Genomic DNA, 24,303 nt, shown 5'->3' with positions numbered 1-24,303 from the left:
TGTTCTGGGTTTCCAAGGCAATCCTTCTTGAGCCGCGACGCGGCGCCCGGAGCGTGGCTGCCCGGGATTCGCCCCGTCCGGCGGGTGCCGAAAAAGGCCCAACATTATAGCCGTACCGCCCCCGCCGGCACGGCCGTGGCCGCAGCGGCCGCCGGCCGGCGCGCGGGTATACTGCCGCTCACCGTTTTCTCCGCCTTTTCGACGATTTCATGGCAGAACCCACCCTCGGCGTCGCCCTCATCGCCCTCAACGCATCCGCGCGGCTCGCGCAGTGCCTCGATGCGCTGTCGTTCGCCGACGACGTCGTCGTGATCGACGGCGGCAGCACCGACGATACCGTCGCGATCGCGCAAGCGCACGGCGCGCGCGTGATCGTCGAGCGCGACTGGCCGGGCTTCGGCCCGCAGAAGAATCGTGCGGTCGACGCGCTCGACACCGACTGGATCCTGTCGCTCGATACCGACGAAATCGTCACGCCGGAACTCGCGCGGTCGATCCGCGACGCAATCCGCGCCCCGGCCGCGCAGGTCTATGCGCTCGACCGGCTGTCCAGCTTCTGCGGCCAGTGGATCCATCACAGCGGCTGGTATCCGGACTGGGTGCCGCGGCTGTTCCGGCGCGGCGCCGCGCGGTTCTCGGACGATCTCGTGCACGAGCGCCTCGTATTCGATACCGCCGCACAGCGCCTGGCCGGCAAGCTGATGCACTACTCGTACGAGGATTTCGAAACGGTCGTGCGCAAGCTCGACGCGTATTCGACGGCCGGCGCGCGCCAGCGCCGCGCGGCTGGCCAGCGCGGCGGCTTCGGCAAGGCGCTCGGCCGCGGCGCGTGGGCGTTCGTGCGCACCTACGTGCTGCGCCGCGGCTTCCTCGATGGCCGCGCCGGTTTCATGATCGCCGTGTTCAACGCGGAAACCGTGTACTACCGCTTCCTGAAACTCGGCCACGAACGGGCCCGCTGAGCGCCCGCCTGGCATGCAGCCGGCCCGGCGTTACAATGCCGGCCTGCCCGCGCCGCGCGTGCCCGTCCGACCGGCGGCGCCACGCGCCGCCCGCCACGACGACTACCGAATCCGACCGCCATGTTCTCCATCATCATTCCGACCTGGAACAACCTGCCGTACCTCAAGCTCGTCGTCGACAGCCTGCGTCGCCACTCCGCGTACGACCATCAGATCATCGTGCACGTGAACGACGGCTCGGACGGCACGCTCGACTGGGTGCGCAGCGAAGGGATCGAGCACACCGCGTCGCCGACCAACATCGGCATCTGCCATGCGGTCAACCTGGCCGCCGCGCGCGCCACGCGCGACTACGTCGTCTACATGAACGACGACATGTTCTGCTGCCCGGGCTGGGATACGGCGCTCGTGCGCCGCATCGAACGGATGCCGACCGACCTGTTCATGCTGTCGGGCACGATGATCGAGCCGGTCGACACGCGCAACCCGTGCGTCGTCGTCAGCAATTTCGGCCGCGACGCCGAACAGTTCGACGCGGCCGCCCTGATCGCCGCGTCGCCGAAGCTCGCGCGCGCGGACTGGCTCGGCTCGACGTGGCCGCCGACGCTCGTGCACCGCGACTGGTGGAACCGCATCGGCGGCTACAGCAGCGAGTTGTCGCCGGGCATGAGCAGCGACAACGACTTCTCGATGAAATTCTGGGATGCCGGCTGCCGGATCTTCATCGGCGTCGGCGACAGCCTCGTGTACCACTTCCAGCAAAAGAGCACCGGCAAGATCGTCAAGAACGACGGCCGTCGCCAGTTCCTGAACAAATGGGGCATGACCCAGGCGACGTTCGACCGCTACTACCTGCATCGCGGCGAGCCGGTCGGCACGCAGATCGCGCTCGATACGCCGGTCGTGGAAGGTCGCCTCAAGCGCGCGCTGTTGCGCTCGCGAATCAAGCGCGCGTTCAGCTGATCGGACCCCGAAAACCGCGCAGAAACCTGTCGTGCTTCGCGTATACTGCGCCGTTCGTCCCGGATCGCTCGCCGGGATACGCGGCGCGGGGCGCGATGTCCGCGAGCCGCATTCGTCCATACGACAGGTTCCAATGCTTTCGTTTTCCACTCCCGCCACGCGGCGCCTGACCGCCGCCCGTGCATTCGCCGTCGCCGCGCTGTGCATGGTGCCCGTCTCGACCGCGCTGACCAACGTGTTCTGCGGGCTGTTCGCCGCCGCGCTCGTGATCTCCCCCGAATTCTGGCGTGACCTGCGCTCGTTCGTCACCGATCCGGCTTCGCTCGCGGCGTTGCTGATCCTGGCCGCGCTGGCCGCGAGCGTCGCCTATACGGTCGCGCCGCACAACAAGGCGTGGAACTGGGTCGCGAAGTACGACAAGCTGCTGCTGCTGCCGTTCGCCGTGCTCGCGTTCCGTCATTCGAACTGGGCGCCGATCGTGCGGCGCTGCTGGTTCGGCACGCTGTGCGTGGTCCTGCTGCTGTCGACGACCAACTATCTCGGGTTGACCACGATCGGGCCGGCGTATGCGACCCAGTTGCCGCTTTCGCGCGCGTGGGTGTTCAAGAACCACATCGCCGCCGGCATGTTCGGCGCACTGCTCTTCTACCAGGCGGCCGATCTCGCGCTGGCGGCCCGCACGACGCTGTCGCGCGCCGCCTATGCGTTCGTCGCGGCATTGGCGCTCGTCAACGTGTTCGTGATGCTGCAGGGGCGCACCGGGCAGGTCATCGCGCTGTTGCTGATCCTCGTCGTCGCGGTGCGTTTCGTGCTGTTGCTGCGCCGGCAGTCCGCGCTGCGCGCGGGGCTCGCCGCCGGCGTGCTCGTATTGGCGGGCGTCGCGCTCGTGGTCGCTGCATGCACGGTTCACAACGGCCGTCTGACGAAGGTCGTGACGGAAGTGCAGCAATATCGGCAGAGCGATGCAGCCACGTCGACCGGGCTGCGCCTCGAGTGGTACAAGAAGGGGCTCGAGCTGTATCGCCAGCGCCCGGTGATCGGCTACGGCGCGGGCGGCCTCGAATCCGAATTCGAGAAGCTCACGGCCGGCAAGACGGCCGCCGAAGGCCAGCTCACGTCGAATCCGCACAACGAATATCTGCTGATGGCCGTGCAGCTCGGCACGCTCGGCCTGCTGCTGTTCGTCAACCTGATCGTGCAGATCGCGCGCGGCAGCCGTGCGCTCGATCCGCGCTCGCGGCACCTGCTGCTCGCGTGGCTCGCGATCTTCGCGATCGGCAGTCTCGCGAATTCGCTGCTGCTGGATTTCGCCGAAGGGCACCTGATCGTCCTGCTGGCCGGCATTCTGCTCGGCTGCGGCGAACGCAGCGAAGCGCTGCCGCGCGAAACGTCGGCGATCCGACGCAGCGTGTAACGCACGCCGGCATACGTTCCGCTGCCCTGCCGACCAGCGCCGGCGGCAGCGGATATCCGCCATCGATGCGGGCGAGCCGCGTGGCGCTTCGCGAAACCAGCCTTCCGCGAACGAAAAAAGGCACGCCTCAGTCGGATCCGGTGCGGCGTAGCCGTGACGTGTCGACGACGATGTCGGCCGGGCCCGGCGGAGTCAGCCCGAGCATCTCGGCCGCCGCGGCCTTCACGCGCTGCGCGCCAAGATGGGCGAGGCAGTCGCTGCGGCTGTCGACGTGACGCTCGCAGCCTTCGTGCCGGCACGGCACGCAATCCCCGTCCCCCTGCAACAGCCACACGTTCCCATGCCGGCCCGAGCCGCGCAGCGCCCACGGATTCTCGGTCGCGGGCCAGTGCTGCGGCCACGGCCCCCAGCGCACGGGGTCGGACGGCCCGAACAGTGCGATCGTGTCGGTGCCCGTCGCGGCGGCGGCGTGCGTCGCGCCGGTGTCGGGGCCGATGAAGAGCCGCGCGCGCCGCACGAGTTCCGCGCTCTCGCCGAACGTCAGGCGGCCGACCAGGTTCAGCACGTCACCGCCCGCCTCGGTCGCGACCTGCTCCGCATATTCGCGCTCGCGGTCGGCCGGGCCGCCCGACAACGCCACCGCGAAGCCCTGCTCGCGCAGCCAGCCGATCATTTCGACCCAACCGTCGAGCCGCCATTGCTTGTAACGGAACATCGGATACGGATGCAGCACGACCAGTGGCTTGCCGGCGCGGATCGCCGGCGACTCGGCGAGGCACGCGTCGAAACGCGCGCGCCGCGCGGGATCGTCGCCGATGCCGGGCGCGACGACCTCGGACACCGGCTCGATGCCGATCACCGGCGCGAGCGCCAGCGTACTGACGACCGTATGCGCGGATTCGTGGTGATTGATCGCGATTCCGTGCAGCATCATCCGCGTGAGCCACGTGACGCGATCCGGATCGACGAGACCGACCCGCTTGCGGCCGGCGAACCAGCTATAGAAACGCGGCCGGTCGGAACTCAGCGCCGCGCACGCGAGATCGTAGCGACGCCATATCGACAGCGCGTCGCGCAGCCGCTCGCCCAATCCCGCGCGCTGCGCGACGACGATCACGCGCCGCACGTCCGGATTGTGCTCGAGCACGCCCTCGGTGCCGCGAAACACCAGCATGTCGATCTGCGCGTCCGGCCAGCGGGCCTTCAGCGACCGTACGAGCGGTGTCGTCAACAGTACGTCGCCGATACGGCGAGGCGCGGCGACGAGGATGGTTCTGGGCGGACGGGCGGAAGAAAACAGGGCCACGGTAATCGTCTGGCTGGCTGAACAAGGCTGGCAATGTACAGGATTTTGCAGCAGCCGGCGCGGCGCCGCACACCGGTCGTGCGGGCGGCCGCGATACGGCCCTGCGCAGCCGGGCATGGCAGTATGTGCGGCTGGTACGGACCGCCGGGCGCTACGAAGCGATCGTCACGGTCGCAGGCGCCGCCGCGGCCGGCCGCGCGCGCGCCGTGCCGGCCGGCGCTTCGTCGCGGTGGCTCGCCTGCGGCAGCAGGTGGCGCACCGCGCGCTCGACCGCATCGACGCCGATCGCATCGACGGTCGGGCCCGCGCGCAGGACCACGTGCGGCACACCGAGCGGATGCCAGCGCAGGTATTTCTCGGGACGGTCCTCGAACAGGGCAGCCACCGGTACGCCGAGCGCCGACGCAAGGTGGACGGGCGCGCTGTCGGCCGAGACGATCGCATCGAGCAGGCTCGCGGCCGCCACCAGCTCGGCGACCGACGCCGGCGCGACATGCCGTGCATTCACGTCGCGCCACAGGTCGCCTTCGGCAGCATGGCCGATGGCCGGATCGCGAAACACGATGACATCCGCGACGGTTGCGAGCCGCTCGCCGAGGTCGCGCCAGCGCTCGGCGGGCCAGCGGCGCTCGACCGCCTTGTTCGACACGAACAGCCCGACGCGCGGCTTCGTGCGCGCGCCGAGCAGGCGATGCCACACTTCCTGCAGCGCGCGGTCGGGATGAACCGACAGCTCGAGACGGTCGAGATCGGCGCAGCCGAGTTCGGGCACCAGGCGAAAACCCGACAACGCCTCGTGGCACATCGGCCGCTGCGCGACATGCTCGGGCTTGCGATCGTCGAATTCGGTCTCGGCATCGTGCCAGCGGCAATCCTTCGCGCGAAGCTGGCGCGCGAACTGCATGCTGCTGCGGTGCATGCCGCCGTTCGGCACGATCACGAGGTCGAACCGCAAGCGGCGCAGACGGCGCACGAGGCGCAGCCGGTCGAAGAATGCGCGCATCCGTCCGGGACGGTCGTTGCGCTCGCACTGGCGGCTGTACACGTAGGTGTGGATGGCGTGCACGTCCGGGTTGCCGGCCAGCGCGGCCGCGTTGTAGCGGTTCGCGACCACATGCAGCTCCGCGCCCGGCCAGCGCGCCTTCAGCGCGCGGAGAAACGCCGTCGTGCACAGCATGTCGCCCAGAAAATCAATCCGGATCACGAGGATCCGCTGCATCGGGTTCCCATTGGCCATGGTCTTGTGGTGGTGACAATCAGTTTTTATCGTCGCGACGAGCCCTGCCCCGGCATCCTGCCCAGAGCGGCCCTGTCGCGCACTGCCGCACGGCGCGTGAATTCGCCCCCGTTTGCGCGCATGCTGCCGGCTTCGCCGCCGCGCAAACCTGCGCAAGCGCCGAGTTCATCCGGTCAGCGCGGGATTGTATAGCGTCCGGATGGGCAGCCCAAGACCCGCCTGCCCGCGCTCGTCAAAACGGCCCGCCGCACCGCACGATGGCGATGCGACGGGCCGTGCATAGGCGACAGCCGTCGAAGTGGAACGCGATCAGTACGTGATTTCGACGACGCTGCCGTCGAACGCCGCTCGCAACTCCGCCAGCAGCACGTCGCTCGGCTTCACGCGCCATGCGTCGCCCAGACGCATTTCGCCTTGCGCGCGCGCATTGCTGTAGTGAATCTGCACCGCCAGCCCGTTCGGCAGCGGCGCCTGCGGGCGGCGACCGCCATCGCGTCCGCCACCGCGCGGCGCGGGCGCTTCGACCGCGTTCGCGGCAGCCGGCTCGTCCTTCGCCACATGCGGCTCGAGCACGCGGCGCAGCGCAAGCGCGTCGGCGTTGCCGTTCATCGTCAGCCGCACGGCCTGCGCATAGCGGCTGCGCGCGCGTTCGAGATCCATCACGGTATCGGCCGTGAAGCGAATGCCGCCGGTGAACGCGTCGTTGCGCGCCTGCCCCTGCACGATCAGCAGCTCGTCTTCCTTGAACAGCGCCTTATTCGCCTCGAACTGTTCGTTGAAGATCGTGATCTCGCATTGGCCCGAGCCGTCGTCGAGCAGCGCGATCAGCATCTTGCCGCGCTGCGTCATCTGCGTGCGCAGCGACGCGATGATGCCGGCGACGAGCTTGTCACGCCCTTCCTTCAGGTCGCCGACCTTCTGCCGCACGAAGCGGCGCACTTCGTCGCGATACGCGTCGAACAGGTGGCCGGACAGGTAGAACCCGAGCGCGCCCTTTTCTTCCTGCAGACGGCGCTTGTCGTCCCACGCGGGTTCGTCGACGAGCGCGTGCGCATGCGGCGACTCGGCGCCCATGTCGAACAGGCCGGCCTGCATCGCGTTCGCCTCGGCCTGGTCGGCCGCTTCCATCGCGAGCGGCACCGACGCGATCAATTGCGCTCGGTTCGGGTTCAGCGAATCGAACGCGCCGGCGCGGATCAGCGCCTCGACCGTGCGGCGGTTGACGACGCGCCGGTCGATCCGTTCGCAGAAGTCGAACAGGTCGGTAAACGCCTTTTCCTCGCGGGCCCGCAGGATTTCCTCGATCGCGTTCTGGCCGCTGCCCTTCACCGCGCCGAGGCCGTAGCGGATCGTGCGCGAGCGCTTGCCGTCGGCTTCCGCGACCGGCTCGAACCGGTAATGCGATGCGTTGATGTCCGGCGGCAGCACGACGAGGTTGTTCAACACGCAATCGTCGAACAGGATCTTCACCTTGTCGGTGTCGTCCATCGCGAGCGTCATGTTGGCCGCCATGAATTCGGCCGGATGGTGCGCCTTCAGCCACGCGGTGTAATACGCGAGCAGCGCATACGCGGCCGCGTGCGACTTGTTGAAGCCGTAGCCCGCGAACTTCTCCATCAAGTCGAAGATCTCGTCGGACTTCTCGCGCGTGAGGCCGTTCTTCGCCGCACCCTCGGCGAAGATCTCGCGATGCTTGGCCATCTCCTCGGGCTTCTTCTTGCCCATCGCGCGACGCAGCAAGTCGGCGCCGCCGAGCGAGTAGCCGCCGATGATCTGCGCCATCTGCATCACCTGCTCCTGATAGACCATGATGCCGTAGGTCTCTTTCAGGACGGGTTCGACGCGCGGATCCGGATAGTCGACCTTCTCGCGCCCGTGCTTCCGTGCGCAGAAGCTCGGGATCAGGTCCATCGGGCCCGGACGGTACAACGACACGAGCGCGATGATGTCCTCGAAGCGGTCGGGCTGCGCATCCTTCAGCATGCCCTGCATCCCGCGGCTTTCCAGCTGGAACACCGCGACCGTGTTGGCCTTCTTCAGGATCTGGAACGAGGCCGGATCGTCGAGCGGCACCTGCGCGAGCGACCAGTCGGCCTTCGACGGATCGAGGCGGCGGATGTAGCGCTCGGCCCAGTCGAGGATCGTCAGCGTCGTGAGCCCCAGAAAGTCGAACTTCACGAGGCCGACGGCTTCGACGTCGTCCTTGTCGTACTGGCTGACCACGCCGCCGTCGTCGCCCTGCGTGTACAGCGGGCAGAAATCGGTCAGCTTGCCGGGCGCGATCAGTACGCCGCCCGCATGCATCCCGACGTTACGCGTGAGGCCTTCGACGCGCTGCGCGAGATCGAGCAACTGATGGACTTCGTCCTCGTGGTCGTAGCGCTCCTGCAGTTGCGGCTCTTCCTTCATCGCGTCGGCAATCGTCACGTGCTTGCCGGGCTTGAACGGAATCAGCTTCGCGACGCCGTCGGTGAACATGTAGCCGAGGTCGAGCACGCGGCCGATGTCGCGCACGGCCGCCTTCGCGGCCATCGTGCCGAACGTGGCGATCTGCGACACGGCGTCCGCGCCGTATTTCTCCTTCACGTACTGGATCACGCGATCGCGGCCGTGCTGGCAGAAGTCGATGTCGAAGTCGGGCATCGACACGCGCTCGGGGTTCAGGAAGCGCTCGAACAGCAGGTTGTAGCGCAGCGGATCGAGGTCGGTGATGCCGAGCGCGTACGCGACCAGCGAGCCGGCGCCCGAGCCGCGGCCCGGCCCGACCGGCACGCCGTTGTTCTTCGCCCAGTTGATGAAATCCGCAACGATCAGGAAGTAGCCGGGGAAGCCCATCTTCGTGATGGTCCCGCACTCGAATTCGAGGCGCTTGTAGTACGTGTCGCGCTGCGCGTCGCGCTCGGCTTCGACCGGATACAACTGCGCGAGGCGGGTCTCGAGCCCTTCCTTCGACAGCTGGACCAGGTAGTCGTCGAGCGACATGCCGTCCGGCGTCGGGAACAGCGGCAGTTTCGGCTTGCCGAGCTCGAGCTTCAGGTTGCAGCGCTTCGCGATCTCGACCGTGTTCGCGATCGCCGACGGCAGGTCGGCGAACAGCGCGACCATGTCGTCCTGCGTGCGGAAATACTGGTCGGTCGTGAAACGCTTCTGCCGCCGCGGGTTCGCGAGGATGTCGCCTTCCGAGATGCACACGCGCGCCTCGTGCGCGGTGAAATCGTCGTCGGTCATGAACTGCGTCGGGTGCGTCGCGACGACCGGCAGCTTCAGCGACGCGGCGAGCGTCGCGGCTTGCTGGATGTACGCCTCGGCGCCCGGCTGGCCGTAACGCTGCAGCTCGATGTAGAAAGCGCCCGGGAATACGCTCGCCCAGCGCGCGGCGTGACGGCGCGCGGCTTCTTCGTTGCCGGCGGCCAGCGCGAGCCCGATATCGCCCTGCTGCGCGCCCGACAGCGCGAGCAGCCCCTGCGCGAGCTCGCCGTCGAGCCAGCTCGCGTCGAGTTCCGCGCGGCCGCGGTACTGGTTCGTGAGCCACGCCTTCGACAGCAGCTCGCAGAGATTCAGGTAACCGACCTTGTCCTTGACCAGCAGCAGCAGCCGCGACGGCTTGTCGCGGTCGTCCGGATTGGCGATCCAGACGTCGCAGCCGGCGATCGGCTTGATGCCCTTGCCGCGGGCCTCCTGGTAGAAACGGACGAGGCCGAATGCATTGCCGAGATCGGTGAGGGCGAGCGCGCCCTGGCCGTCCGCGGCCGCCGCCTTGACGATGTCGTCAATGCGCACGATGCCGTCGGCAATCGAGAATTCGGAGTGAACGCGAAGATGGACGAAGCGAGGATCTGACATGGGCGCTATTGTAGCCGCCCCGCCGCGCGGGCTGCCCAAAAAATGCCCGCGTTGGCCGTTCGGCCGATGCACGCGGCGACGCGTCGCGCGGCTGGCCGTTCGGCCAGATATCGATGCCGGCGCCGTTTGCGGGATAATACGGTTTTTCGAATCAACGCCCCGGCTTCGCACCCTTTTTTGCGGGCCGCGTGCGGCCGTTTTCCCGTCGGACCATCATGACCATCGTCAACCTCGCCGCCTACCACTTCGTATCGCTCGACGCGAACGAGCAATGGCGCCCGCTCGTCACCGCGCGCTGCAACGAACTGGGCCTGCGCGGCACGATCCTGCTCGCGCCGGAAGGCATCAACCTGTTCATCGCCGGCACGCGCGAAGCCACCGACGCATTCATCGCATACATTCGCCACGATCCGCTGTTCGAAGGCAAGTTCGCGACGCTGCAGTTCAAGGAAAGCCTGTCCGACTCGCAGCCGTTTCGCCGCATGCTCGTGCGCCTGAAGCGCGAGATCATCACGATGAAGAAGCCCGCGATCAAGCCGGAACTCGGCCGCGCGCCGTTCGTCGACGCGCGCACGCTCAAGGCGTGGCTCGACCGCGGCCACGACGACACGGGCCGCCCGGTCGTGATGCTCGACACGCGCAACGCGTTCGAAGTCGACGTCGGCACGTTCGACAACGCGCTCGACTACCGGATCGACAAGTTCAGCGAATTCCCGGAAGTGATCGACGCGAACCGCGCCGACCTCGAAGGCAAGACGGTCGTGTCGTTCTGCACCGGCGGCATCCGCTGCGAGAAGGCCGCGATCCACATGAAGGAAATCGGCATCGAGAACGTGTACCAGCTCGAAGGCGGGATCCTGAAGTACTTCGAGGAAGTCGGCGGCGCGCACTATCACGGCGACTGCTTCGTGTTCGACTACCGCACCGCGCTGAATCCGCAGCTCCAGCCCACCGCGAACGTCACGTGCTTCGCGTGCCGCGCGGTCGTCACGCCGCAAGCGCAACAGTCGCCGAGCTACGTGCCCGGCAAGTCGTGCCCGGCCTGCGTGCAGGCAGCCAGCGCCGCGTAACGGCGCGCCTCGCCTCGCCACGTCTCGTCGCGCCCCGCCGATGAATCACGGCTATCGCGGCCGCTTCGCGCCGTCGCCCACCGGCCCGCTGCACTTCGGCTCGCTGGTCGGCGCGCTCGCGAGCTGGCTCGACGCGCGCGCGCACGGCGGCACGTGGCTCGTGCGCATCGAGGATCTCGACGGCCCGCGCACGGTGCCCGGCGCGGCCGACGACATCCTCGCGACCCTCGCCCATTTCGGCATGACGCCCGACGCGCCGCCCGTCTGGCAGAGCACGCGCGATGCGGCCTACACGGCCGCGCTCGAGCGGCTCGTCGCGGCGGGGCTCGTCTATCCGTGCGGCTGCACGCGCAAGGAAATCGCCGATTCGCTGCGCGCGGCCCACGAACGCCACACGACGCTCGCCTATCCGGGCACCTGCCGCACCGGCCTGCACGGCAAGCCCGCGCGCGCATGGCGGCTGCGCGTGCCCGACGGCAGCGACGCGCTCGTCACGTTCGACGATCGCTGGCAGCACACGCAAGCGCAGAACCTCGCGACCGACGTCGGCGATTTCGTGCTCAAACGCGCGGACGGCCAATGGGCGTATCAACTCGCGGTCGTCGTCGACGATGCCGATGCCGGTATCACGCATGTCGTGCGCGGCGCCGACCTGCTCGATTCGACCGCGCGCCAGATCTACCTGCAGCGCTGCCTCGGCGTGCCGACTCCCGCGTATCTGCACGTGCCCGTCGTGATCGATGCGAACGGCGAAAAGCTCAGCAAGCAGACGGGCGCGACGGCGCTCGAACGCAACGATCCGCTCCCGGCGCTGCGGGCCGCGGCCGCGCATCTCGGTCTCGGTCTGACCACCGATGGCGACCGATCGAGCAATACGATGGCGTCCTTCTACGCGGCCGCGACCGATGCGTGGGCGCGTCGCTTCGGCCCGCGCGCGGGTTGAGTCGCCTGCGGGACACCGGCGCGTGCCCGACTACGCTCGTGCGTCCGTCGGCCGCTAATCCGATCGCGTGACGACGTGACGGAAACGTGACCGTCACGCCTGGCGACGACACGGCATCAAAAGATCCGCCCCGCGCGGCAAGCAATAGCCCCGCCTCGCACGCCCCCCGCCCCGATCGCGTCACCCAATGAAAAACGGGCACATGCTCGTCGCATGTGCCCGCTTGCCGGCAGCGCTCACGCGCCGCCCCCGCCGCCCGGCTTACGCCGACGGCTTGCGCGGCATCCCGAACCCGCCGAGCAGCGCGGCGACCTGCCGCTTCGGCCCTTTCTTCTCGGGCTGCTGTGCGGGCTGCGCGTCGTCGGGCTGCTTCGCCGACGCCTGCGGCTCGTACGGCTTCAGGAAGAAGTCGTCGACCGGCGCTTCGTGGCGGCGATGATGGCCGCCGCGCTCGGCGCTGCCCGACCGGCGAGCCGATGCGCCGCGATGCTCGTCGCGATCGCGCCGGCCGCCCCGCTCGCCACCGCGCTCGCTGGTGCGTTCACCACCGCGCTCGCCGCCACGATCGTCGTGACGATGGCGCGCCGGCTTGTCGAGCTTGAGCGTCTGCACTTCGAGCGGACGCTTGATCAGCTTCTCGATGTCGGCGAGCTGCTTGCGCTCGTTCGGGCTGCACAGCGACAGCGCGTCGCCCGTCGCACCCGCGCGGCCGGTACGGCCGATCCGGTGCACGTAGTCTTCCGCGCTGAACGGCAGGTCGAAGTTGATCACGGCCGGCAGCTCGGCGATGTCGAGGCCGCGCGCGGCCACGTCGGTCGCGACCAGCGCCTCGATCTCGCCGCGCTTGAACGCGTCCAGCGCCTGCATCCGCTCGATCTGCGTCTTGTCGCCGTGAATCGCCGACGCGACCACGCCGTCGCGCTCGAGATTGCGCGCGAGGCGGCTCGCGCCGATCTTGCTGTTGCAGAACACGATCACCTGCTTGAGGCCGCGATCGCGCAGCAACTGCACGACGGCCGCCTGCTTGTCGCCTTCGGCGACGTCGTAGACGATCTGCGTGACGTTCGCGTTCGTCGAGTTGCTGCGCGCGACCTCGATCGTCTGCGGATTGCGCAGGTAGGTCGACGCGAGCTTCTTGATTTCGCCCGAGAAGGTGGCCGAGAACAGCAGCGTCTGACGCTCCTTCGGCAGCAGGTTCAGGATGCGCTGCAGATCGGGCAGGAAGCCCATGTCGAGCATCCGGTCGGCTTCGTCGAGCACGAGGATCTGCACCTGGCCGAGGTTCGCCGTCTTCTGCTGCACGTGATCGAGCAGGCGGCCCGGCGTCGCGATCAGGATCTCGACGCCACGACGCAGTTCGGCCGATTGCGGGTTCATGTCGACGCCGCCGAACACCACCGCGCTGCGCAGCGGCGTGTGCTTCGCATACGCGTGCACGTTCGCGGCGACCTGGTCGGCGAGTTCGCGGGTTGGCGTGAGGATCAGCGCACGCACGGGGTGGCGCGCCGGCGACGCGCTCGTGTTGGCCTGCGGCAGCAGGCGCTGGATGATCGGCAGCGAGAAGCTCGCGGTCTTGCCGGTGCCCGTTTGCGCGGCGCCCATGACGTCGCGGCCGGCGAGCACGACCGGAATGGCCTGCGCCTGGATCGGCGTCGGCGTCGTATAACCCTGCTCCGCAATGGCTTTCAGGATATCGGCGGCAAGGCCGAATTGATCGAAGGTTGCGTCGACGGGCTTGGCGACAGAATCGGACATGGTGGCGTTTCGCTCAAAAGGCGCGGCGGGGACATCGTGCGTCAGGCCGGCCGGGCCTGCGCTCATCACAATTCGGAAATAGACGGAGCCGCGGCGCGCCGCGCGGCGCCGCTCTGGCGCTTGGGACCGGTTCAATGCGAACGCTGGACGCCAGGCCGTGCGGACTCCGTTCGGCGCGAATGCCGGCGGAAAGGGCCGTATTGTAGCACCGTGCGGGAATCTGTCCGCGACAACGCCGCGAACGGCCGCGGCGGCGGTTCGCGCGGCGGGACTGCCCCAGCCCGTGCGGGCGAGCGGTCGCCCGATCGGGGTTATCCGTATCGGGCAGTAAACAAGAATGGGGGTTCGATGCCGAAGCCTCGTACCAGTCGGTCCGCCGCCCATCCGCGTACCGGGCCTTCAGCCTGACAGCCGTCACGACGCGCGAATACGCGAATGCGTGCCGCGACCGCGCCCGCCGCTCAGCCCTGCTTCTTTTTCTTCTCGACCTGCACGCAGTCGCCCAGCAGCGGCGGCGACTTCGGGTCGGCGATCTCGTCGCGCAGCGTCGCTTCCTTGCCCTTCGTCCACCACGTATAGCGGCCGGCCTGGTAGCGCGCGCCCGACGCCGACACCGTGTCGACGAACAGCAACCGCTTGCCGTCGACCGGCACGAGCGCGAAGCTCTGGCCGTTGCCCGCGAGCCAGTACGACACGCGCACCGGCTGCTTCTGGTTCGCGCACTGGTAGACGACCTGCTGGCGCGTGTCGGCGTCGATCTCTTCGATGGTCAATCGCGCGGCATGCGCGACGGAAACGGCACCGCTGGCAAGCGCAAGCGCGGCGAGGGTGTAGCGAATCATGCAGGTCCTCTCACGAGACGGTGGAAACGCGCCATCGCGGCGCGCGGGGTGATTGTCCATACGGTTGACGGGAAGGCACGTCGGCGGTCGAAATCAGGGATCGATCACATCCGCGCACGCATCGGTCGGCGCCGCGGCGACATGGCCGACGAGCGGCACGATCTTGAGGCCCGCCGACGCCACGCGGCACGGGGCGGCCGCCAGGCCGCAGCCGGCGAGACTCGCGACAAGCGCCAGCGCGGCGCCCAGCTTTCCGATACGCAACCACCTCGACGCCATCGTCCGCTCCTCGTTCCGTCAGCGCGCCGACACGGGCCGCACGGCCGCGGCAGCGCGCTTCGCGCGTTCGCGGGCTTCGTCGACGGTCGCGCCGGTCGCCAGCGCGACGCCCATGCGCCGCTTCGCGAAACTTTCCGGCTTGCCGAACAGGCGCAGGTCCGCGCCCGGCACCGCGAGCGCGTCGCGCACGCCTTCGAACGCGATCCCGCGCTCGTCGAGCCCGCCGTAGATCACCGCCGACGCAGCCGGCGTGCCGAGCGCCGGATCGACCGGCAGCCCGAGAATCGCCCGCGCGTGCAGCTCGAATTCCGACTGGCGCTGCGATGCCAGCGTGACGAGGCCCGTATCGTGCGGCCGCGGGCTCACCTCGGAGAACCAGACGTCGTCGCCGCGCACGAACAGCTCGACGCCGAACAGCCCGCGCCCGCCGAGCGCCTCGGTCACCTTGTGCGCGATCTCGCGCGACTTCTCGAGCGCCGCCGCGCTCATCGGCTGCGGCTGCCACGATTCGACGTAGTCGCCCGCCACCTGGACGTGGCCGACCGGCTCGCAGAAATAGGTACGCGTGTCGAGCGTCGCGGGGTCGATCGCGCGCACGGTCAGTTGCGTGATCTCGTAGTCGAAATCGACGAAGCCCTCGACGATCACGCGGCCATGGTTCACGCGCCCGCCGGCCATCGCGTAGTCCCACGCCGGCTTCACGTCGGCCTCGGTCTTCACGACCGACTGCCCCTTGCCCGACGACGACATCACGGGCTTCACGACACACGGCATGCCGATCTTCGCGACGGCCGCGCTGAACGCTTCGAACGAATCCGCGAACGCATACGGGGAGGTCGGCAGGCCGAGTTCCTCGGCCGCGAGCCGGCGGATCCCTTCGCGATTCATCGTGAGCTGCGTCGCGCGCGCGGTCGGGATCACCTCGGCGAGGCCGGCCGCCTCGATCGCCGCGAGCGCGTCGGTGGCGATCGCCTCGATCTCGGGGACGATCAGGTGCGGACGCTCGGCCTCGACGACGGCCCGCAGCGCGGCCGGGTCCGTCATGTCGATCACGTGCGCGCGATGCGCGACCTGGTGGCCCGGTGCGTCCCGATAGCGATCGACCGCGACGACTTCGACGCCGAGACGCTGCAACGCGATGATGACTTCCTTGCCGAGTTCGCCCGCGCCGAGCAGCATGACGCGCGTGGCCGAGGGTGAAAGCGGCGTACCGAGCCGCTGACCGATCTGCATGTGATTTCCCGCTGGTTCTGTTGGAGGACGAAAACGGCTTCGATGTTAACACGGGCATCCGGGCCGGTTCGGGCGGTTTGGCCGCGTCGGCGCGTCGTCGTGCGAGGCCGATGGGCGGCCCGCGAACGTTTTCACGCGCGAAGTGTCGGCTCGCCTGCCGCGGGGCGGGTGCGTTACTCTTACGCCTTGATCAGAATCCGAAGAGGAACGAGGCTCATGTCCCACCTGTCCGCGGCCGCACGCGCACGCACCGGCCTGTTTCGTCCGTTGCGCGCGCCGTTTTGCGCGCTGACGCTTGCCACGCTTCTCGCCGCCTGCGCGATGCCGACCCATCCCGATTCCGCCGCCCCCGAACCCGACCCGTACAACCCCGCCGCCGTCCAGTTGCTCGACGACACGAGCTGGGAGCTCACCCGCTGGGTGAACGCCGACGGCACGCAACGCGCGATCCCGCACGGCGACAACGGCGAGCCGATCAAGCTCGCGCTGTCGACCGATTCGGGCATCCGGCGCGCAAGCGGGTTCTCGGGCTGCAACCGCTACATGGGCACCTATGCGATCAAGAATGGCGTGCTGAGCTTCGGCCCGCTCGCCGGCACGCGAATGGCCTGCCCGAACACGCTCGGCGGCCAGCTCGAAGCCGCGTACCTCGACGCGCTCGCCCACATCGCGAAGACCGGCGTGCAGATGCGCGCGCCGCAGCAATTGCAGATCGTGACCGAGGCCGGCGCGACGCTGACGTTCACGCACCGGAGCCCCTGACGCCCGGCGCGCGCGAAGGCCGACCGACCGCCTTCGCGTGGCGCGCCACGCGCATGTGCCACCCACGTGCGTCGCGCGGCGTGAATCGGAATCACGCCGCGTTAGAGTCTTGTTCGCCGGCCGGTTAAACTCGGCGGGTCGCGCCCCGCGCGCCCCTCCCCACTCCTGTTTCAAAGCATGCACACGGTTGTCTTCGGCTGGTTCGGCATCTCCGCCGTCTGGTTCCTCCTTCTCTTCTGGCGTCTCGTCCAGGCGATGCTGCCCGGCGGCGGCGGGCTCGCCGGCCGCGGCTCGATCCGCCTGTGGCTCGGCTTCGCCGCGGTATTCGTCGCCAGCTGCACGCTGACGAGCCCGCTGTCCGGCCCCGACACGAACGCGCTCGGCCATGCGTGCTCGGCCGGCTTCGCCCGCGTGCTCGGCCCGATCGGCACGCCGGTCGCGATGGTCGTGCTGTTGTTCGCCGGCTTGCCCTGGCTGACCGGCATCGGCTGGCGGCAGTTCGCCGCGTGGGTCGACACGTCGTTCGGCGTCAAGCTGTCGCGCGACGGCGGCGACGACGACGCGCGCGGGATCGCCGATCTGCCGCGCAGTGCGCTGCATCGCGACGACGACGTCGTGCAGCCGACCACCGCGCACACCGTGAACTCGATGGCGCCGCGCCAGAACGGCCGGTATTCGCGCCCGACCGTGTGGAAGCCCGATCCGCAGGCGCGACCGAAGCCGCGCAGCAAGACGCCGCCGCGCCCGCTCGCGGAGCCCGTCGCGCCGTCGGGCTGGCTGAAGCCCGCCGCGCCGCAACGCACCCCGGCACCGCCCGCGCCGATCCCGGCCAGCGCGATGCCGCCGCCGACCACCGGCAGCACCGCCAGCCTCGCGCGCGCCGCGGCGAACGCGCAAGTGCCGCGCCCGGCGCCCGCCCCGCTTCCGGCGGGATTCGAACCCGTCCGGCCGCGTCCGACCGCCGCGCGGCCGGCCACCGCCGCGCTCACGCAGACTACGCCGCGCGCCACGGTCGCGCCGCGACCGGCCGGTACGCCACCGCAGCGTCCGCCGGTGCGTCCGGCCGCGGGCACGGCGGCAGCCGGCCTGCCGCCGGACGCGACACGACGCCGCCCGGCGCCGCCCGCGCCGGCACGCGCGCCGCTCTATGCGTGGACGGAAAAACCGGCCGCGCCGATCACGCCTGCGCCGAGCGTTCACGACACGCTGCGCGCGATCGAAGCCAGCACCGCGCAATGGGCGACGCTGGGCGGCGCGCAGCCGGCCGACGCGACGCACACGGCAACCGCTACTGCAGCCGCTGCTGGCGTAGCCGCGGCAGCAGGTGGCGTGGCCGCGCCGGCAGCGGCGGCTGTGTCGGACGCGTTCGTCTCCGCGACGCACGGCATCGCAGCGCAGGACATCCCTGCCCCGGCCGAACACGAAGCCGCACCTGCGCATGACGACACCGCGCCGATCGTGCTCGACGCCTTCATGCCGGCGGAATCCGGCATGACACAGGCTCCGGTCGGCGATTCGCCCACCCCGTCGTTCGATGACGCCACCCCGCACGCGCTGCCGGATACCCGCGTCGACGATCGCGTGTTTTCGCCTCGTGCCGACGACGAAATCCATCCCGTCGACGATGCGCCCGCCGCGCCGGCATTCGGGATCGCCGCCGCGCCTTCGTTCGACACGCCCGTCGACGTCGCGCCGTGGGAAGACGTCGCCAGCCCGCCGGCTTCCGCCTTCGACGTGTCGACCGGGAATCCGGTCGCCGAACCGCTGGCGGACACCGCGGGATCGGAATCCGCCGATCCCGCCTCCGCGCAGGCAGACGATACGGCGGTTCGCGACCCGGCCACCCGCCATCCGGCCGGCTCGCCCGATACCGACGACAAGGACGACACGCAACCGGCGCCTGTCATCGATCGCGCCGCACCGGCCAACGTGCCTGAACGTGCCGCCGATGCGCACGCCGACGTGAAGCCTGCCGACGGCATCGTCCCGTTCGCCGCCCTGCCCTCTTCGTCGATCGCCGGAACGTCGGCGCCCGTGCTTTCCGCAACCACGCCGATCGCGGCGCCGTCTTCCGCGCCCGCATCGACGCGTCCAGCCGACACGACGACCACCTCGACCGGTGCGACGACGTCCGCTCCATCCGGCTCATCCGGCTCACCCGGCGCAGCCGCTCCGCAGCCGGCCATCGCCCTTCCCGCGTCGCCGGCCGTTTCCGCCACGACGTCGCCATCCTTCAGCGCGATCGCGCCGACAGCCGCGCTCGCCGCCACGCCGGCTCACCCGGTCACGGGCTTGCCTGCCGCCGCAACCGGACCGCTGATGTCGATCGATGCGCCCACCGCGACGCAGGCCCCGTCGATCGCGTTCGTCCCTGCCACGGTCGCAACGCGGACGTTCACGACACCGCCCGCCGCTGCCGCCACGTCGTCGGGCTGGTCCATGTCGCACGACGTGACCGAGGCGCCGATCACGGCACCGCCGGCTACGGCCCTCCCCGGCGCGAACCTCCCGCATCCGCCTGCGGCCGTCGTTTCCGCGCCGACACCGCCCACTGTCGCACCGATCGGCGCACCGGCCACCCAGGCGATCGAGGCCACCGAACCGGCCCCGGCCCCCGCCCGTCAGCCGCGCCCGAACGCGTTCGAATTCCACGCACCTGCGTCGTTCAACGTCGAACTGCCGACGCTCGACCTGCTCGAGCCTGCGTCCGACGACGTCGAAACGATCACCGAGGAACACCTCGCGCAAACCGCGCAGGTGATCGAACAGCGGCTGCAGGAATTCAAGGTGCCGGTGACGGTGGTGGGCGCATCGGCCGGCCCCGTGATCACGCGCTTCGAGATCGAACCCGCGCTCGGCGTGCGCGGCAGCCAGATCGTCGGGCTGATGAAGGACCTGTCGCGCGGCCTCGGCCTCACGTCGATCCGCGTCGTCGAGACGATCCCCGGCAAGACCTGCATGGGCCTCGAACTGCCGAACGCGAAGCGCCAGATGATCCGCCTGTCGGAGATTCTCGAATCGCGCCAGTACCAGCATTCGCCGTCGCAACTGACGATCGCGATGGGCAAGGACATCACCGGGCACCCGGTCGTCACCGATCTCGCGAAGGCGCCGCACATGCTGGTGGCCGGCACGACGGGTTCGGGCAAGTCGGTCGCGATCAACGCGATGATCCTGTCGCTGCTGTACAAGGCGACGCCGGAAGACGTGCGGCTCATCATGATCGACCCGAAGATGCTCGAACTGTCGGTCTACGAAGGCATCCCGCACCTGCTCGCGCCGGTCGTCACCGACATGAAGCTCGCGGCGAACGCGCTGAACTGGTGCGTCGGCGAAATGGAGAAACGCTACCGGCTGATGTCGGCCGTCGGCGTGCGCAACCTCGCGGGCTTCAACCAGAAGATCCGCGACGCGCAAGCGAAGGAAAAGAAGATCGGCAACCCCTTCTCGCTGACGCCCGACGATCCGGAGCCGCTGTCGACGCTGCCGCTGATCGTCGTCGTGATCGACGAGCTGGCCGACCTGATGATGGTCGCCGGCAAGAAGATCGAGGAACTGATCGCCCGCCTCGCGCAGAAGGCGCGCGCGGCCGGCATCCACCTGATCCTCGCGACGCAGCGTCCGTCGGTCGACGTGATCACCGGCCTCATCAAGGCGAACATCCCGACGCGCGTCGCGTTCCAGGTATCGTCGAAGATCGATTCGCGCACGATCCTCGACCAGATGGGCGCGGAGTCGCTGCTGGGGATGGGCGACATGCTGTTCCTGCCGCCGGGCACCGGTTATCCGCAGCGCGTGCACGGCGCGTTCGTCGCCGACGAGGAAGTGCACCGGATCGTCGAGTATCTGAAGCAGTTCGGCGAGCCGCAGTACGAGGAAGGCATCCTCGACGGCCCGGCCGCCGACGGCGCGACGCAGGACCTGTTCGGCGACGCGCCGGATGCGGAAGCCGATCCGCTGTACGACGAAGCCGTCGCGTTCGTCGTGCGCACGCGGCGCGCGTCGATCTCGTCGGTGCAGCGGCAATTGCGCATCGGCTACAACCGCGCGGCGCGCCTCGTCGAGCAGATGGAAACGGCGGGCCTCGTGTCGGCGATGGGCATCAACGGCAGCCGCGAGGTGCTCGTGCCGGCCGCGGCCGACTGAGGCCGACCGGGGCCGGCGGCCCCGCCGGCCGCGATTCATCGACACGGGCACGCCGCGCGACCGGTTGCCTGAAATACGAAGGGCGCTGCATCGGCAGCGCCCTTCCTGCATCGGCCGGGAATCGACCGGGATTTACTGCTCGACCGGCACCAGCTTGAAGTCGACCGGCTTGCCGACCGCGACCTTCTGCGGATTCGCGCCGAGCTGCCCCGTTTCGACATCGCGGCTGAACACGTAGAACGTGTCGCTGTCCTGGTTGCCGACGATCAGCCACTTGCCGGTCGGATCGATCAGGAACTCGCGCGGCGTCTTGCCGAGGCTCGACTGGCGGCCGACGTGCTTGAGCCGGCCGTCGGCCTTGTTCACCGCGTAGATCACGAGGTCGTTCGCGTCGCCGCGGTTGCTCGCGTACAGGAAGCGCCCGTCCGGCGACAGGTGGATCGCGCCGCCGCCGACCTTGCCCTTGAAGCCCGGCGCCGTCATCGGCACCGTCTGGACCGGCGTCAGCTTGCCGTCGTGATAGCCGAACACCTCGACCGACGCGTTGAGCTCGCTCGTCACGTAAGCGAAGCGGCCGTCGGCGCCGAACACCATGTGACGCGGGCCCGAGCCGGCCTTCACCGGCGTGTAGCGCGTGTCGGTCGGGCTGATCAGCCCGCGGCTGCCGTCCACCGTGTAGCGGTAGCCGTAGATCTTGTCCGCGCCGAGATCCTGCACGAACAGGTAGCGGCCGTCCGGCGAAAACACCGTCGAATGCACGTGCGCGCCGTCCTGGCGGCCCTTCACGGGCCCGGTGCCTTCGTGGTGGACGGTCAGCACGGCCTGGCCGGCCCCGCCGTCGTCGCGCAGCGGAAACACCGCGAAGCTGCCACCCGGGTCGGCCGCGACCGAGTAGTTGGCGGTGACGAGGTACTTGCCGTCCGGCGACAGCGCGAGATAGCAAGGATCGTTCCCTTCCGACGATACGCGGTCGATGAAGCTGAGCGCACCCGTCTTCGCGTCGAAGCGGAACGCGCTGACGCCGCCGCGCTGCGTCGCGGGCCCGTCGTCGCCGGGCAGCTCGTTGACCGCGTAGACGGTGCGACCGTCGCGGCTCGGCAACAGGTACGACGGATTCACGGTCTTCGCCGACGACACCGGCGCGACGCTGCCGGTCCTGGTGTCGAAGCGGTAAACGTAGATCCCGTCGCTGCCGCCGCCCGTATAGGTGCCGACGAGCAGGTTGTAGACGCCGTCGGCCGGGGCGGACGATTGCTGCGCGAATGCATGGGTCGCGGACAGGGAAAGCACGATCGCGAAACCTTTCATCCAGTGAGCGAACCTAAGCGGGAACCCTCGTGTCGAAGCGCGTGCGTCACGCTTCCGTAAACGGTTGGGCATTGAATCCTCCTTGCATCGAGTCGCTTCAAGTGTTGAGATAGGACGAAACGCCGGCCGTTCATGCGCTCCGCCGCCCGGCCGAGTATACGGGGCGCGGCGCCCGGGCGTGAAGTCCGGGCCGCCGACGTCCGCATTGTGAATTCGAATACCCAAGGATCGCCTGCCCATGCCCGCCCTGATCGAAGACTACGCCCTCGTCGGCGACGGCCACACGGCCGCGCTGATCGCAAAAGACGGCTCCGTCGACTGGCTGTGCTGGCCCCGCTTCGATTCGGGCGCCTGCTTCGCGGCGCTGCTCGGCACGCCCGAGCACGGCCGCTGGCTGCTTGCTCCGGCCGCCGACGCCGCGATCACGCACACGACGCGCCGCTACCGCGGCGACACGCTGATTCTCGAAACCGATTACGAAAGCGCCGACGGCGCCGTCACCGTGATCGACTTCATGCCGCCCGGCAACGGCTGGTCCGAACTGGTGCGGATCGTCGTCGGCCGCCACGGCACGATGAAGATGCGCATGGAGCTCGTGTTGCGCTTCGACTACGGTTTCTCGATTCCGTGGGTCACGCAACTGACCCGCGAGGACGGCATGAAGGCCATCGCCGGCCCCGATACCGTCGTGCTGCGCACGCCGGTGCCGCTCACCGGCAAGAACCTCCATACGCTCGCGGAATTCACGGTCCGCGCCGACGAGCGCGTGCCGTTCTCGCTCGGCTACGCGGCGTCGCACATGCGGCTGCCGCCCGCGCGCGACCCGCTGTCGATGCTCGCGCGCACGGAGAACTACTGGCTCGAATGGTCGGGCCGCTGCCAGGTGCAGGGCCGCTACGCGGCCGCCGTGCGCCGCTCGCTGATCACGCTGAAGGCGCTCGCGTACGAGCCGACCGGCGGCATCGTCGCCGCGCCGACCACGTCGCTGCCCGAGAAGATCGGCGGCAACCGCAACTGGGACTACCGCTACTGCTGGCTGCGCGACGCGACGATCACGCTGCTCGCGCTGATGCGCGGCGGCTACTACGACGAGGCGCGCGCGTGGCGCACGTGGCTCGGCCGCGTGATGGCCGGCTCGCCCGAGCAGATCCAGATCATGTACGGGATCGCCGGCGAGCGCCGGCTGCCGGAAATGGAGCTCGACTGGCTGCCCGGCTACCAGGATTCGCTGCCGGTACGCGTCGGCAACGGCGCCGCGAACCAGCTCCAGCTCGACGTGTTCGGCGAGGTGATGGCCGCGCTGCACCTCGCGCGCGTGGGCGGCCTGCAGGCCGACGACACGGTCTGGTCCGTGCAGTGCGCGCTGCTCGACCATCTCGAGAAGATCTGGCAGGAGCCCGACGAAGGAATCTGGGAAACGCGCGGCGGCCGCCGCCATTTCACGTTCTCGAAGGTGATGGCGTGGGTCGCGTTCGACCGCGCGATCAAGTCGGCGGAAATGTTCCGGCTGCCCGGCTCGCTCGACCGCTGGCGCGCGCTGCGCGAGCGCATCCACGCGGACGTCTGCGCGAACGCCTGGCACGAAGGCAAGCAGGCGTTCGCGCAGAGCTACGGCAGCGACGAGCTCGACGCGAGCGTGCTGCTGCTGCCGCAGCTCGGCTTCCTGCCGCCGGAAGATCCGCGCATCGTCGGCACGGTCGATGCGATCGAACGGGAATTGCTGCACGACGGGCTCGTGATGCGCTACCGCACGACCGAATACGACGACGGCCTGCCGCCCGGCGAAGGCACGTTTCTCGCGTGCAGCTTCTGGCTGGTCGACAGCTACGCGCTGCTCGGCCGGATCGACGACGCGCATCGGCTGTTCAGCCGGCTGCTCGCACTGTCGAACGACCTCGGGCTGCTCGCGGAGGAATACGACCCGGTGGCCGGCCGGCTCGTCGGCAACTTCCCGCAGGCGTTCTCGCACGTGGCGCTCGTGCATACCGCGATGAACCTGATGCACCACGAAGACGCGATGGCGCGCGCGGCCGGCCAGCCCGCGCCGGCCATGGCCACCGGCCGCTGAGCGGCGGCCGGGAAGCCTTGTTCAGAGATCGTCAATTCGCAAAGCTTTGATGAAAATCCGAGGAAATGTTGCATTGCAACACCGATCGTTGTCCGATATGATCGACACGATTGTCCGGCTGCATTGCAACATGGCCGGTCGCTGACCCACACGGCACGCCGCGACGCCCCAC

The 24,303-nt window shown here is 69.1% G+C and carries 15 protein-coding genes and 1 pseudogene; 8 read left to right on the top strand and 8 right to left on the bottom strand.

Annotated features, from left to right (window positions below; genetic code table 11):
• Nucleotides 1-209: 209 nt before the first annotated feature.
• From KPB06_RS12515 to KPB06_RS12505, 3 genes are all read left to right on the top strand, one after another.
• Complete coding sequence (locus tag KPB06_RS12515) at nucleotides 210-962, top strand: glycosyltransferase family 2 protein (RefSeq protein WP_104011987.1); 753 nt, start codon at nucleotides 210-212, stop codon at nucleotides 960-962.
• A gap of 120 nt (nucleotides 963-1,082) precedes the next feature.
• A complete protein-coding gene (locus tag KPB06_RS12510) occupies nucleotides 1,083-1,925 on the top strand; it encodes a glycosyltransferase family 2 protein (protein WP_059583690.1) in 843 nt (280 codons plus the stop codon).
• Nucleotides 1,926-2,058: 133 nt separating this feature from the next.
• Nucleotides 2,059-3,339: an O-antigen ligase family protein gene (locus tag KPB06_RS12505; protein WP_059583692.1), complete on the top strand. Its 1,281-nt coding sequence runs from the start codon at nucleotides 2,059-2,061 to the stop codon at nucleotides 3,337-3,339.
• A 127-nt stretch (nucleotides 3,340-3,466) separates the two neighbouring features.
• On the opposite strand, the gene KPB06_RS12500 is transcribed toward KPB06_RS12505, so the two are convergent.
• From KPB06_RS12500 to dnaE, 3 genes are all read right to left on the bottom strand, one after another.
• Nucleotides 3,467-4,645 carry a glycosyltransferase family 9 protein gene (locus tag KPB06_RS12500; protein ID WP_275905613.1) on the bottom strand — a complete coding sequence of 393 codons (1,179 nt, stop codon included), beginning with the start codon at nucleotides 4,643-4,645 and terminating at the stop codon, nucleotides 3,467-3,469.
• Nucleotides 4,646-4,796: 151 nt separating this feature from the next.
• Entirely contained in the window at nucleotides 4,797-5,882 is a 1,086-nt protein-coding gene (locus KPB06_RS12495) for a glycosyltransferase family 9 protein (protein ID WP_059583695.1), read from the bottom strand.
• 309 nt (nucleotides 5,883-6,191) lie between these two features.
• Entirely contained in the window at nucleotides 6,192-9,725 is a 3,534-nt protein-coding gene (gene dnaE / locus KPB06_RS12490) for a DNA polymerase III subunit alpha (protein WP_059583697.1), read from the bottom strand.
• Between the two features lie 215 nt (nucleotides 9,726-9,940).
• Here dnaE and KPB06_RS12485 point away from each other — a divergent pair, with 215 nt between their 5' ends.
• Both KPB06_RS12485 and gluQRS read left to right on the top strand, forming a co-directional pair.
• Nucleotides 9,941-10,795, top strand: coding sequence for a sulfurtransferase (locus KPB06_RS12485; RefSeq protein WP_059583698.1), 855 nt, complete (start codon nucleotides 9,941-9,943; stop codon nucleotides 10,793-10,795).
• Nucleotides 10,796-10,835: 40 nt separating this feature from the next.
• On the top strand, nucleotides 10,836-11,738 hold the full coding sequence (gene gluQRS, locus KPB06_RS12480; RefSeq protein ID WP_059583700.1) for a tRNA glutamyl-Q(34) synthetase GluQRS: 903 nt from the start codon (nucleotides 10,836-10,838) through the stop codon (nucleotides 11,736-11,738).
• A 261-nt stretch (nucleotides 11,739-11,999) separates the two neighbouring features.
• On the opposite strand, the gene KPB06_RS12475 is transcribed toward gluQRS, so the two are convergent.
• From KPB06_RS12475 to purT, 4 genes are all read right to left on the bottom strand, one after another.
• On the bottom strand, nucleotides 12,000-13,493 hold the full coding sequence (locus KPB06_RS12475; RefSeq protein ID WP_476695707.1) for a DEAD/DEAH box helicase: 1,494 nt from the start codon (nucleotides 13,491-13,493) through the stop codon (nucleotides 12,000-12,002).
• A 461-nt stretch (nucleotides 13,494-13,954) separates the two neighbouring features.
• The gene (locus tag KPB06_RS12470) at nucleotides 13,955-14,335 is read right to left on the bottom strand and encodes an MliC family protein (RefSeq protein ID WP_060966830.1); all 381 of its coding nucleotides are present in this window, start codon (nucleotides 14,333-14,335) and stop codon (nucleotides 13,955-13,957) included.
• A gap of 93 nt (nucleotides 14,336-14,428) precedes the next feature.
• Nucleotides 14,429-14,614, bottom strand: a complete 186-nt coding sequence (locus tag KPB06_RS12465; protein WP_006497052.1) for a DUF6726 family protein — start codon at nucleotides 14,612-14,614, stop codon at nucleotides 14,429-14,431.
• 18 nt (nucleotides 14,615-14,632) lie between these two features.
• Entirely contained in the window at nucleotides 14,633-15,847 is a 1,215-nt protein-coding gene (gene purT / locus KPB06_RS12460) for a formate-dependent phosphoribosylglycinamide formyltransferase (protein ID WP_059583706.1), read from the bottom strand.
• Nucleotides 15,848-16,063: 216 nt separating this feature from the next.
• Here purT and KPB06_RS12455 point away from each other — a divergent pair, with 216 nt between their 5' ends.
• Nucleotides 16,064-16,609: an META domain-containing protein gene (locus KPB06_RS12455; RefSeq protein WP_059583708.1), complete on the top strand. Its 546-nt coding sequence runs from the start codon at nucleotides 16,064-16,066 to the stop codon at nucleotides 16,607-16,609.
• 2,556 nt (nucleotides 16,610-19,165) lie between these two features.
• Nucleotides 19,166-20,755 (top strand): annotated as a pseudogene (locus KPB06_RS34565) (DNA translocase FtsK); the annotation flags it as partial.
• A 132-nt stretch (nucleotides 20,756-20,887) separates the two neighbouring features.
• Here the strand turns inward: KPB06_RS34565 and KPB06_RS12445 are convergent.
• Nucleotides 20,888-22,135, bottom strand: a complete 1,248-nt coding sequence (locus KPB06_RS12445) for a lactonase family protein (protein ID WP_155634532.1) — start codon at nucleotides 22,133-22,135, stop codon at nucleotides 20,888-20,890.
• 166 nt (nucleotides 22,136-22,301) lie between these two features.
• Between KPB06_RS12445 and KPB06_RS12440 the strand changes: the two genes are divergently transcribed.
• The gene (locus KPB06_RS12440) at nucleotides 22,302-24,131 is read left to right on the top strand and encodes a glycoside hydrolase family 15 protein (protein ID WP_059583713.1); all 1,830 of its coding nucleotides are present in this window, start codon (nucleotides 22,302-22,304) and stop codon (nucleotides 24,129-24,131) included.
• Nucleotides 24,132-24,303 lie beyond the last annotated feature (172 nt).

The organism is Burkholderia semiarida (assembly GCF_029268935.1).
In the GTDB taxonomy this organism is placed as follows: Bacteria; Pseudomonadota; Gammaproteobacteria; order Burkholderiales; family Burkholderiaceae; genus Burkholderia; species Burkholderia semiarida.
This window is presented reverse-complemented; position numbering and strand designations above follow the sequence as displayed.

Excerpts from the sequence above, each read along its gene's own strand:
- KPB06_RS12470 (WP_060966830.1), bottom strand. The coding sequence starts at position 14,335 with ATGATTCGCTACACCCTCGCCGCGCTTGCGCTTGCCAGCGGTGCCGTT.
- purT (WP_059583706.1), bottom strand. The coding sequence starts at position 15,847 with ATGCAGATCGGTCAGCGGCTCGGTACGCCGCTTTCACCCTCGGCCACG.
- KPB06_RS12510 (WP_059583690.1), top strand. The coding sequence starts at position 1,083 with ATGTTCTCCATCATCATTCCGACCTGGAACAACCTGCCGTACCTCAAG.
- KPB06_RS12485 (WP_059583698.1), top strand. The coding sequence starts at position 9,941 with ATGACCATCGTCAACCTCGCCGCCTACCACTTCGTATCGCTCGACGCG.
- KPB06_RS12495 (WP_059583695.1), bottom strand. The coding sequence starts at position 5,882 with ATGGCCAATGGGAACCCGATGCAGCGGATCCTCGTGATCCGGATTGAT.
- dnaE (WP_059583697.1), bottom strand. The coding sequence starts at position 9,725 with ATGTCAGATCCTCGCTTCGTCCATCTTCGCGTTCACTCCGAATTCTCG.
- KPB06_RS12445 (WP_155634532.1), bottom strand. The coding sequence starts at position 22,135 with ATGCCCAACCGTTTACGGAAGCGTGACGCACGCGCTTCGACACGAGGG.
- KPB06_RS12455 (WP_059583708.1), top strand. The coding sequence starts at position 16,064 with ATGTCCCACCTGTCCGCGGCCGCACGCGCACGCACCGGCCTGTTTCGT.
- KPB06_RS12515 (WP_104011987.1), top strand. The coding sequence starts at position 210 with ATGGCAGAACCCACCCTCGGCGTCGCCCTCATCGCCCTCAACGCATCC.
- KPB06_RS12475 (WP_476695707.1), bottom strand. The coding sequence starts at position 13,493 with ATGTCCGATTCTGTCGCCAAGCCCGTCGACGCAACCTTCGATCAATTC.
- KPB06_RS12465 (WP_006497052.1), bottom strand. The coding sequence starts at position 14,614 with ATGGCGTCGAGGTGGTTGCGTATCGGAAAGCTGGGCGCCGCGCTGGCG.
- KPB06_RS12505 (WP_059583692.1), top strand. The coding sequence starts at position 2,059 with ATGCTTTCGTTTTCCACTCCCGCCACGCGGCGCCTGACCGCCGCCCGT.
- gluQRS (WP_059583700.1), top strand. The coding sequence starts at position 10,836 with ATGAATCACGGCTATCGCGGCCGCTTCGCGCCGTCGCCCACCGGCCCG.
- KPB06_RS12440 (WP_059583713.1), top strand. The coding sequence starts at position 22,302 with ATGCCCGCCCTGATCGAAGACTACGCCCTCGTCGGCGACGGCCACACG.